Raw genomic sequence first — 6744 nt, forward strand, 5'->3', positions numbered from 1 at the left:
CCCTGTCCTATGAAGCCCGGACTTTCCTCCCTCCGAGCGGTGAGGCTCGAACAGCGGCTGTCTGGCCGACTCCGGGGCGGATTCTATGAATATGAGGCCCGGTTCACAAGCTTTTCGTATCCAGCGGGATCGTCAGCGCCCAGCCCGTGCCCAGAGATAAAGGTGCGGCACGAGTTCCGCGATTTCACGGCGTGGTTTGTTACTTGCTCATATGGTTGGCACAATAGTCTTAGAAAAATCACTTGGACTGACTGTTTATGTTACAATTTTCTTCTGAAAATATTAGCTCTTTGAAAACCTATGGCCGTGGGAAGCATTCATTTCGCACGCTTTCGATAGTTGGCCATTCGGTGGATAGGCCTGTTGTATAAACGTGATCCATTACATCAAATCGGCGTTCCTATGAGCCGCGTCAATTTGAACATCCCTGATAATGCGGGGTTGGTTATGCAGTTTTTGGTGTCGCAAAACGCCCCTTTGGTAAAGCGCATTGCTTACCACCTAATGAGCCGTTTACCACCCAGCGTACAGGTGGAGGACTTGATCCAGGCCGGCATGATCGGACTCTTGGAGGCCGCCCGACAGTTCGACGCGGGACAGGGCGCAAGCTTCGAAACCTATGCCGGCATCCGCATCCGGGGTGCCATGCTGGACGAGTTGCGGCGCTATGACTGGACGCCCCGCTCCGTGCATCGCAAGGCGCGGGAAGCGGCGGAGGCCATCCGCGTCATTGAGGCCCGCACCGGGCGTGACGCCCGTGATTCCGAAGTGGCCGAATACCTCGGCTTGTCCATGGCCGAGTATCACCAAATCCTCCGCGACTCCCTGGGCTGCCGCGTGTTCAGCATTGAAGATCTGCTGGAATCCGGCGACTCCGCCTTGGAGGGCTGCGCCGATCTGAGCTTGCAGCCCGCCGAAGGCTTGGCCCGCGCCAGTTTCGCCCGCGCCTTGGTGGACGCCATCGCCAGCCTGCCTGAGCGGGAACGGCTGGTCATAAATCTTTATTACGAAGAAGAATTAAACCTCAAGCAGATCGGCGAACGCCTCGGGGTCAGCGAGTCGCGTATCTGCCAGATACAGAGTCAAGCTATTTTGCGGCTGCGGGCCAGGATGCATGGCTGGCTGGACGGCGACCGCAAGCCACTTCCACGGAAAAAGACGGGGCATCGTGTCCCACGGGCCATCCGGTCGCCGGTCGTGCTGGAGGAAAGGCTGCAATAAGCGTCGGCGGGGTGGGAGCGTAATTTCTCGGGACCGGGAACCCGGCGGGCAAGCGTGGTTTCCAAAACAGAAATGACCCGTCACGGGGATGGTCGCTCAGTTTTTTATGATATAGTCCACGGCTCAGTCGAATAAGGGGAAAGCCATGTTTTTAAAGGTAATATTCGCATTATTACTGGCTGTCGCCACGTCATTTTCGGCCCTGGCCGACGCGGTGGACGAGGCCAGAAAGCCGGTGGACCGGCTCAATAATGCCTTGATTGAAGTGATGAAGGGGGGCAAGCAATTAGGTTATCAGGGGCGCTACAAAAAGCTGGAGCCGGTGGTCAAGGACACCTTCGAATTCGAGGCGGTTTCGCAGATCGCCTTGGGCGGTCACTGGAAGAAGCTGGACAAGCCGCAAAAGACGGCCTTCATGGAGAAGCTCACCGACCTCAGCGTTGCCACCTACGCGGCTCAGTTCAAAGAATATGCCGGGGAGTCATTTTCATACGATTCCAACCAGGATTTGAAGAATGGCCGAATGCTGCTCCGCTATAACTTCACCGCGCCCAAGGAGAAACCCATTAAGTTCGAGTATGTCGTGGGCGAACTCAATGGCCAGTGGCAAATCATCAATATCATCGTCGATGGCATCAGCGACTTGGCTTTGAAAAAGGCCCAATACACCAGCGTGATCGACCGGGAAGGGTTTGACAGCTTGCTTAATAAATTGACCCAGAAAATCACCGATTATGCGAATAATAATGGTGGGAGTTCGGGTTGAGGGATTCGGATACAAATTAATGAAAAAGGGCACCACGCGGTGCCCTTTTTTTGTTTGATTGGCGGATATTTTTCAGCCAGCGTAGGGCGGATAAGTGAAACGCATCCGCCGATTTGATTGAGTGGATGCGCTACGCTTATCCACCCTACGGTACTGGGTTTCGCGCCTCAACCCAGCCACCACGCTGGGGAATATCCCTTTAAAACAACGGCTCCCGATAAAACATCATGATATTCCCAATCAGAAACATCGAGAAAATCGCGATAAACCCGGCAATACCCCCTTCGAGATACGTATCGCCCGCCGTCGCGCCTTCGTTCGAAACCAGCCGCAATTCCAGCCAGCGGCCCGCCGCCATAAGCACCGCCAACAGGCCCATGGTGGTATGGGTGGACTGGATGAGGAATTCGCTCTTCAACTCGAATTCCGCGTGGGCGTGGGTCAGCAGCAATATCCCGCCGAACGCGCACAGCATGGGGAACACATATTGCAGCTTGCGGGCGTCGCTGCGGGTGCGGGCGCGGATTTCCATCACCCCGAGGATGAAAGCCACCAGGGTGGCGATGCGGTGCTGGAACACCTCGCCGTTGCCGAAGGTGCTTTCCCAGAAGCCGATGGGGCCGAGTGGCCAGGTTTCGGCGTCGCTGCGGAAGAACAGGAAGATGCTCAGCCCCACGAAGCCGATGGGCCAATACCGCGTCCAGCGCAAGCCGGGGGCGCGGATATAGGACAGCATCGCCATCAAGCCCATGGTCGTGAGGAACAGGCCCGACACGTTGTGGTTGTAGTCCGACCATTCGGTGGCGGCCACCGACGGCACCTTGTTGACCACGGCGACGCGGCCCGCTTCCCCGGCCAGCAATTCCTCGTGGCTGGGCGAGTGGATTTTCGGCAGGCGCGGCGTGAACATTTGCATCACATCCGGGATTTTGGCGGTCAGTTCCGGGTTGCCGGCGATGTCTTCGGAAGGCGGCTGCGAGGACAGGGTGGCGGCGATGAACAAGATGCCCACCAGGATGAAGGCTTCCGCCTCGATGTAATGGGGCACCTTGCGGGTGAGGGCGACGCCTTGTCGCTGCGCCCGCCATTGCCGCCCGGCGCGGTGGTTGAGATAGGCGAAGCCCAGCGCCCCGCACAGCAGGATGATCTTGGTGATGACCAGGCTGCCGTAGCCGGTGCCGAACAAGCCATCCCAGGACGCCACATAAGTCAGGGCCAGCGGCAGGCCGGTGACGAGCAGCAGGGCCACGGAGCCAACGCCCAACAGGCCGAAGCGGACGATGGCGTTCGGCCAGAGCGCCTTGGCGTCGGGGTTTTTCCGGCCCAGATGCCAGAGCGCCAGCAATTGCGCCACGCCGCCGAACCACACCGCCGCCGCGAACTGGTGGAGGATGGTCATGAGCATCAGCGGCTCGCGGTATTCGAAGCGCCCGACCGCGTGGACCAGCCAAGCGCCCGCGATGACCAGCGGGACGGTGGCGGCGGTCAGGAGATTCCAGTGTTTGCGGCTGGTGGGACTCAGCAGCAATTGGCCGCTGAGGTAGACGATGCCCAGCGACAACAGCAGCCGCGCCAGTCCGGCCTGGAACTGCACGGTACCCGCGTAGGCTTCGATGGGCAGTTCGCCCAGCACGCCCCACAGCACCATGCCCTTGATGAGCAGCTTGGTGCCCTGCATGGCGGCGAGAGCGATGGCGCCGAACCGCAGCACGGCGACGGCGCGGCGGACGATGGCTTCATTCGCGGCGGGCCGCGCCGACCAGACCTTGAGAATAAAAAAGCTCCATAGGAGGCTGCCCACCACCAGCGCGTAGCCGATGAGGATCAGGCCACCGAGGAAGTCGTCGATGAAATTGGCCAAACCTTGCATGTACATAGGAAACCCTTCCTTATTCGGAGACGTGGAAACGGATGGCGTTTTCGGTCAGGTGGCCGTCGGCGGCGAAGACCTTGTATTTGATGGCGTAGTCGCCCGGCTCCAGGGCGGGCAATTGGATGTGCAATTCGCCCGGCTTTTTGCCGCGCTTGATCTCGACCGGATGGAAGACATCGCCCGCGCTGACCAGGAACACCCGCGACAGCTTCAATTCCACCCCGGCGTTGAAGAACAACACGACGGTGGTGGCGTGGTTGGGCTGGATGGGTTCCTTGGTGAGCGAGGATTCGGTCACGACGGCGTGGGCGTGGGCGGCTTCTCCGGTGGCGAGAGAGAGGCAGGCGGAGAAGAGTAGGGCGGTTAAGTGGTTTGGGTGTGGCATATTGGTTAATATCGAATTGATAAGGCGATAAGGTAGGGTAAAAAAATTACGATTTATTTTTGTATGCTTAAATAGCGGACTTGTTTTTCATCACCTTTTCGATAAAGAACTCGTCGGAGAGGTGCTTAATCAAGTTGTCCTCATCTAAATATAAGCTATGTCTATTGATTAACATGGTGTGCAATTCTTTTATAATTGCTGACTTTGAAAATCTATCAATCACTAATTCTTCAATAAGATACTGGCTTGAGAAGTTTCCGAGCACACCACTTGCCGAGATGAAATGCCATTCAGAATCGAAGATTGAGGGCAGTAAGTATTCTGATTTCTGAGCGAAATGTCTCTTGTCCGCCTCAAGGTAATGGCCAATCCTTCTAAGATAAGGGATGTTATTTCCTAAAATTTGGCTTGTTCTATCTGCATAGATAAAAACTTTTCCATCTGTTTCTGACGTTGGGAAATCCTCGCAAGCAAAGAACAAAGCAACATATGCTGATCTCGACCAGTCTAAAATCGGCGTTGGAAATCCATGATGCCTCAGATATGCCATGTATTCCATTTCAGGCAGTTCAAACGAACCAGAATCATAGCTATTGAGTGTTACGGAAGGGTATCCAATCCCCGACTTTGATTCTCTCTGCCACTTCTCGTTGATGAACGGATTTATCAATGGCTTTATCTTGTCAATCCATTGATAGTATTCTTTGCAGCTTATTTTTTCGCAACCGATCCTTTCAAGCGATGTCTTCAGCTTCCACTCGCTGTTAGTTTGACCGCGATAAAGGATAATCCTGGAATTTTGATGCGTGTTATTTAGTTCATTTATTGACTTAATAAAATCGCTTACTGATTTTATTCTTTTTGAAGACTCTGGCTTTTCATGTTTTCGGCGCAGTATTTCTGTCTGAACTTCCCTTTGATCATCTTGGGATAATAGCTCAAAATCTTCGATAAATTGGTGCGCCGCATTACTCATAGCCTACCTCACAAACAGAGCCAGCATTTTTGTCTTTCGTTATTTGCTGCAAGCTAGGGCCTGCAAGACTTGGTTCCCAAGCCGAAGCTTGGGAACCAGCGGTTTGAAATACTACCCCCCCGCCTTCTGCTTCAACGCATGACTAATCAAATTCTTCCCCAAATCCTTAATTGCCCCGCCCACTTCCTGGGTATCGGCAATCACTCGGTCCATGGCGTTGATAATCCAATCCCGGTCCTTTTCGCTCACCACCAGCGGCGGCAGGAATTTCACCACGTTCATGCCGTGGCCCGCGACTTGGCTGAGGATGCGGTGATTTTTAAATAACGGAATGGTGATCGTCTGGCTGAACAAGCCCTTATTGGCGGCTTCGAGTCCGGCGAATGCCGCCTTCCGTAACAGGCCATCGGGTGAGCCGAATTCCACCGCAATCATCAAGCCCTTGCCGCGCACCTGCTTGAGGAAATCGTATTTGGGAATCATGGCCTCGATACCCGCCACGATATCCCCGCCGATTTTCGCGGCGTTTTCCACCAGCTTTTCGTCGTCGATCACTTTCAGCGTCGCGAGCCCCGCCGCCATCGCCATGTTGTTCTTGGAGAAGGTCGAGCCATGCACCACGGCGCGGTCCATGCGGTTGAACACGGCGTCCATCACCCGCGTCGTCATGGCGACCGCGCCCACCGGGATGAAGCCGCCGGACAGGGCTTTCGCCATCAGGATCATGTCCGGCTCCACGCCCCAGTGATCGACCGCCCAGAATTTCCCGGTGCGGCCCAGGCCGGTTTGAACCTCGTCGGCGACGAATAGCGTGCCGTATTTCTGGCAGAGCTTGGCGACTTCAGGCAGGTAGTTATCGGCGGGAATGTTGACGCCCTTGCCCTGGATCGGCTCGACGATGAAGGCGGCCACGTCCTTGTTGCGCAAGGCGTTTTCCAGCGCGGCGAGGTCATTGAACGGCACCGCCACGCAGCCGGGCAGCAAGGGGCCGAAGCCTTCGCGGAACACCTCTTCGCCGTTCAGGGACAAGGCGCCCAGGGTCAGGCCGTGGAAGCCGTGTTCGCAGTAGACGATCTTCTCCCGCTTGGTGGTGTAGCGGGCGAACTTGATGGCCGCTTCGTTGGCTTCCGCGCCGGAGTTGCAGAAGAACATCTTGGTGAGGTTGGCGGGGCAGCGCTTGAGCAATTCTTCCGCCAACAGACCGCTCAGCAGGGACACGTCCATCTGCACCATGTCCGGCAGGTCGGCTTCCAGCACGTCCTTGAGCGCCTGGACGATGGTCGGATGGTTGCGGCCCATGCCGAACACACCGAAGCCGCTGAGGAGGTCCAGGTATTCGTTGCCCTGCGCATCATAGAGATAGGGGCCGCTGGCCTTGGTGTAAACGCGGTCGTAGCCGATGGTTTTCAGCACCCGGACCATTTGGGTATTGAGGTGCTGTTCGTGAAGTTCAAAGTTTTTGCCGGGGTGGGCGGCGAGTAGGTCTTTGATGTAGCTGGACATTGAAGCCTCGAGAAATGTCG

General features: G+C 56.1%; 6 protein-coding genes. 2 read left to right on the forward strand and 4 right to left on the reverse strand.

The window, feature by feature from the left end; translation table 11 throughout:
* The first annotated feature begins 447 nt into the window (after nucleotides 1-447).
* Complete coding sequence (locus tag ACXWUF_RS16000) at nucleotides 448-1221, forward strand: RNA polymerase sigma factor FliA (RefSeq protein ID WP_458495658.1); 774 nt, start codon at nucleotides 448-450, stop codon at nucleotides 1219-1221.
* Nucleotides 1222-1366: 145 nt separating this feature from the next.
* Entirely contained in the window at nucleotides 1367-1987 is a 621-nt protein-coding gene (locus ACXWUF_RS16005) for an HpnM family protein (protein ID WP_458495654.1), read from the forward strand.
* Between the two features lie 199 nt (nucleotides 1988-2186).
* Here the strand turns inward: ACXWUF_RS16005 and ACXWUF_RS16010 are convergent, their stop codons facing one another.
* The 4 genes from ACXWUF_RS16010 to ACXWUF_RS16025 all read right to left on the reverse strand — a co-directional run bounded on the left by ACXWUF_RS16010 (nucleotide 2187) and on the right by ACXWUF_RS16025 (nucleotide 6724).
* Entirely contained in the window at nucleotides 2187-3857 is a 1671-nt protein-coding gene (locus ACXWUF_RS16010; protein WP_458495655.1) for a copper resistance D family protein, read from the reverse strand.
* A 19-nt stretch (nucleotides 3858-3876) separates the two neighbouring features.
* Complete coding sequence (locus ACXWUF_RS16015; RefSeq protein ID WP_458495656.1) at nucleotides 3877-4245, reverse strand: copper resistance CopC family protein; 369 nt, start codon at nucleotides 4243-4245, stop codon at nucleotides 3877-3879.
* Between the two features lie 67 nt (nucleotides 4246-4312).
* Nucleotides 4313-5221, reverse strand: a complete 909-nt coding sequence (locus tag ACXWUF_RS16020) for an FRG domain-containing protein (protein WP_458495657.1) — start codon at nucleotides 5219-5221, stop codon at nucleotides 4313-4315.
* A gap of 111 nt (nucleotides 5222-5332) precedes the next feature.
* Nucleotides 5333-6724, reverse strand: a complete 1392-nt coding sequence (locus ACXWUF_RS16025) for an aspartate aminotransferase family protein (protein ID WP_458495659.1) — start codon at nucleotides 6722-6724, stop codon at nucleotides 5333-5335.
* Between the last annotated feature and the right edge of the window lie 20 nt (nucleotides 6725-6744).

The organism is Methylomagnum sp. (assembly GCF_054333355.1).